General features: G+C 45.2%; 3 protein-coding genes. 1 reads left to right on the plus strand and 2 read right to left on the minus strand.

Annotated elements, in window-relative coordinates; translation table 11 throughout:
- Positions 1-128: 128 nt before the first annotated feature.
- On the plus strand, positions 129-1,382 hold the full coding sequence (locus tag VN379_RS07295; protein ID WP_325532335.1) for an Nramp family divalent metal transporter: 1,254 nt from the start codon (positions 129-131) through the stop codon (positions 1,380-1,382).
- An 83-nt stretch (positions 1,383-1,465) separates the two neighbouring features.
- On the opposite strand, the gene VN379_RS07300 is transcribed toward VN379_RS07295, so the two are convergent.
- Positions 1,466-2,005, minus strand: coding sequence for an isochorismatase family protein (locus tag VN379_RS07300; RefSeq protein ID WP_325532337.1), 540 nt, complete (start codon positions 2,003-2,005; stop codon positions 1,466-1,468).
- Between the two features lie 108 nt (positions 2,006-2,113).
- Positions 2,114-3,928, minus strand: a complete 1,815-nt coding sequence (gene typA / locus VN379_RS07305; RefSeq protein ID WP_325532339.1) for a translational GTPase TypA — start codon at positions 3,926-3,928, stop codon at positions 2,114-2,116.
- Positions 3,929-4,025: the final 97 nt, after the last annotated feature.

Raw genomic sequence — 4,025 nt, forward strand, 5'->3', positions numbered from 1 at the left:
TAAATATACAGTGATAACTAAAAAGACGTAACCCGGAGCAGGACAAAGACTTACACTAAACGAAAAATAACTAGGTATACATACACCGCAACAGATAATTACTAATATTTTCGGAGGTTACCAACATCATGTTTAAATTTCTTTCTCAGCGCCACTTGCCGGATATTAAATCCCGCGAATGGCTCCGCTACATCGGTCCGGGAATTTTAGTAACAGTTGGCTTTATTGACCCGGGGAATTGGGCTGCCAATATGGCAGCAGGCTCAGATTATGGCTATACGTTATTGTGGATGGTAACCCTTTCAACAATTATGCTGATTATCCTTCAGCATAATGTGGCCCACCTTGGCATCGTGACAGGATACTGCCTCTCTGAAGCGGCTACACTATACCTTTCCCCCTGGTTGTCGCGCCTGGCTTTGCTCTCGGCGCTAGGAGCCTCTATAGCCACTGCTTTGGCAGAAATACTAGGCATGGCCATTGCCCTCAAAATATTGCTTAATCTGCCGCTGGCGGCCGGCTCAGTCATAGCGGCACTGACCTCAGGCCTGTTGCTGTGGAGCAGTTCCTACAGACGTTTGGAACGGTGGATTATTGGCTTTGTGTCATTGATCGGCCTGTCATTCGTATATGAGCTTACTTTGGTCAATATCGATTGGATACAAGCGGTAGAGGGCTGGGTGACACCACAGGTCCCGGATGGCTCTTTGATGATTATCATGAGTGTTTTAGGGGCTGTAGTAATGCCCCATAACCTGTTTCTCCACTCAGAGATCATTCAAAGCCGCCAGTGGAATCTGGAAGATGATGCCGTCATCAAGAAGCAACTAAATTACGAATTCCTTGATACATTGTTTTCCATGATTATCGGCTGGGCTATCAACAGTGCCATGATTCTAATTGCTGCAGTTACATTTTTCCAGCACCAAATCCATGTTGAAACCCTGGAGCAGGCCGGCGATATGCTTACCCCCATACTTGGTAATACTGCCTCAGTTGTATTCGCTTTCGCGCTATTATTTGCCGGCATATCCTCAACAAGCACGGCAGGTATGGCAGGTGGCAGCATTTTCGCCGGCATGTTTCGTGAGCCCTATAACATTAAGGATCAGCACACCCGCATAGGTGTCTTAATCACTTATGTTGCTGCAGTCCTTTGCATCTTTCTTATTTCCAATCCCTTTAAGGGGCTTGTCATATCCCAAATGCTCCTCAGCATTCAATTACCTGTAACAATTTTTTTACAGATCTATTTGACCTCATCCACTAAAGTTATGGGCAAATATGCCAACACTAAACTTCAGAACCTGCTGTTACTTACGATCGGTGTGATTGTTAGCCTGCTCAATATCTGGCTGTTCATTGATCAAATCTATAATTAAAGGTATCTGGCCATACTCAAAAAAAGCTAGTGTTCAGCACTTTTTAATGCTGAACACTAGCTTTTTAATACAACAGCGTGTGCTTACTTAACAAGTTTAGAGATTGTTTTAAAAGCGTCTGTTCCGGCTTGACGGCAAAGCTCAAACAGAATAGACTCTACAGTCGTCAAAACAGCACCTTCAAACTCCATCCTCCGTAAAGAAATCTCATAATCACGTTCGGTGCGGGAACCGATAGCATCTGTCACCACAACAGGCACAAACCCATGATGTTTCAGATCAATAACTGTTTGCAAAACACAAATATGCGCCTCAATACCGGCAATAATGATATTTTTTCTGCCTGTTCCATGTAATTGGGCCAGGAGATGCTCACTACCACAACAACTAAACGTCGTTTTATCCCAATACCCGGTAGTGAAGTAAGGACGCACTACCTCAATTGTATCGCCAAGTCCCCGGGGATACTGCCGGGCAGCCATCATTGGGATATCCAGGGACTTTACACCTTCCAACAAAGTTACAGTTTTTTGAGATAATTCTTTATTGTTTTTGATATGGGGAAATAATTTTTCTTGAATATCCACTACCAATAACAACGAATTTTCTTTTTCAATTCTCATTTTTTCTTACTCCTTTCGACATATAATTCCCCACATTGAGCGAAATTGAGGAAACGAGATTGCCACGTTCTTTAGAACGTGAAGCAATCTCGCTTCTGGCTTACGCTATTATTGGGATTCTTTTTTCCGTTCGCGTCCGCGCAGATGCCTGTCCAGAGTTGCTTTGCGCAGGCGGGTGCTTTGCGGCGTAACTTCCACTACTTCATCTTCGTTAATATATTCAAGCGCCTGTTCAAGGCTCAAAATCCGTGGTGGTGTCAGACGGACAGCGTCATCAGTACCACTGGCCCGCATATTGGTAACATGTTTTTTCTTGCAGGGGTTAACATCCATATCCATCTCACGGGCGTTTTCTCCTACAATCATCCCCTGATACACAGATTGTCCAGGTACAACAAACATAATGCCCCGATCCTGAATACTGCTGATGCCATAACCTGTAGTTTCGCCAGCTTCAAAGGCCACAAGCGCACCCCGGGTACGACCGGGAATATCCCCCTTGTACGGTACATAACCATGGAATACATGGTGCATGATCCCATTGCCTTTTGTATTGGTCAGAAACTCTGATCTAAAACCAATCAGGCCCCGGGCTGGAACAATAAATTCCATCCGTAAGTATCCGGCCAGTTCTACCATATTGACAAGCTCGGCCCGCCGGGTTCCCAGCGATTCCATGACTGCCCCCATAAATTCCTGTGGCACATCAATTGTCAAAAATTCCATCGGTTCGCAGCGCTTACCGTTAATTTGTTTATAAATTACCTGAGGTTTACCGATTTGCAGCTCATAGCCTTCACGCCGCATTGTCTCAATCAAGATCGATAAATGCAGTTCGCCCCGGCCAGCCACTTCAAAAGAGTCGGCACTGTCTGTCTCACTTACCCGCAAGCTGACATTAGTTTCTGCTTCACGGAACAGACGGTCACGAACGTGGCGGGAGGTAACAAATTGACCCTCACGCCCGGCAAACGGGCTGGTATTTACGGCAAACACCATCGACAGCGTTGGCTCGTCAATTCTAATGGTCGGTAATGCCTCTGGGTTCTCGGTATCTGCCACGGTATCGCCGATATTGACTGATTCAAGGCCAATCATAGCAATGATGTCGCCTAACGCCGCATCTTTAACCTCAGTGCGCTTTAAGCCTTCATATATGTACACCTTACCGATTCTGGCCTTAGTTTCTGTCTCGCCGTTAAGAATGATGACATTCTGCCCGCCAGCAATACGGCCTCTAACAACCCGGCCAATAGCAATACGGCCAACATAATCATCATAGTCAAGGGTAGTGATCATAACCTGAAGCGGCCCATCAATCTCTCCCCTCGGGGCGGGTATTGTTTTCTCAATACATTCAAACAGTGGTTGCAGATTATCGCTATCGTCAGCCATCGCCATTTTAGCAACACCCTCCCGGGCTGCAGCATACACAACCGGGAAGTCAAGCTGCTCATCATTGGCTTCAAGCTCAATGAACAGTTCCAGCACTTCATCAACAACATCTTCTACCCGTTGGTCCGGGCGATCAATTTTATTAATAACTACAATGGGTTTAAGTTTTTGTTCCAGTGCTTTTCTTAGCACGTATTTAGTCTGCGGCATTGGACCTTCAAAAGCATCTACTAACAGCAGTACGCCATCAACCATGTTAAGTACCCGCTCAACCTCACCACCAAAATCAGCGTGGCCGGGGGTATCTACAATGTTAATTTTTGTTTCTTTATACATTACTGCAGTGTTCTTAGACAAGATGGTAATGCCCCGCTCGCGTTCAAGATCATTTGAATCCATTACGCGTTCAGCTACATGCTCATTGGCACGGAAAACATTGCTTTGTTTAAGCATGGCGTCTACTAGAGTTGTTTTGCCATGGTCGACGTGGGCTATAATGGCAATATTACGTAAGTCTTTGCGTTCCATATAAAATGATTGTCCTCCCTATAATGAACAAAAGGATGCTATTTTGCACCCTTTTGTAGTGTCATGCACAATTCACTATATTATACCAGTTCCCATA

Origin of the sequence: Sporomusa sp. (assembly GCF_035561255.1) — a bacterium.
GTDB lineage: Bacteria > Bacillota > Negativicutes > Sporomusales > Sporomusaceae > Sporomusa.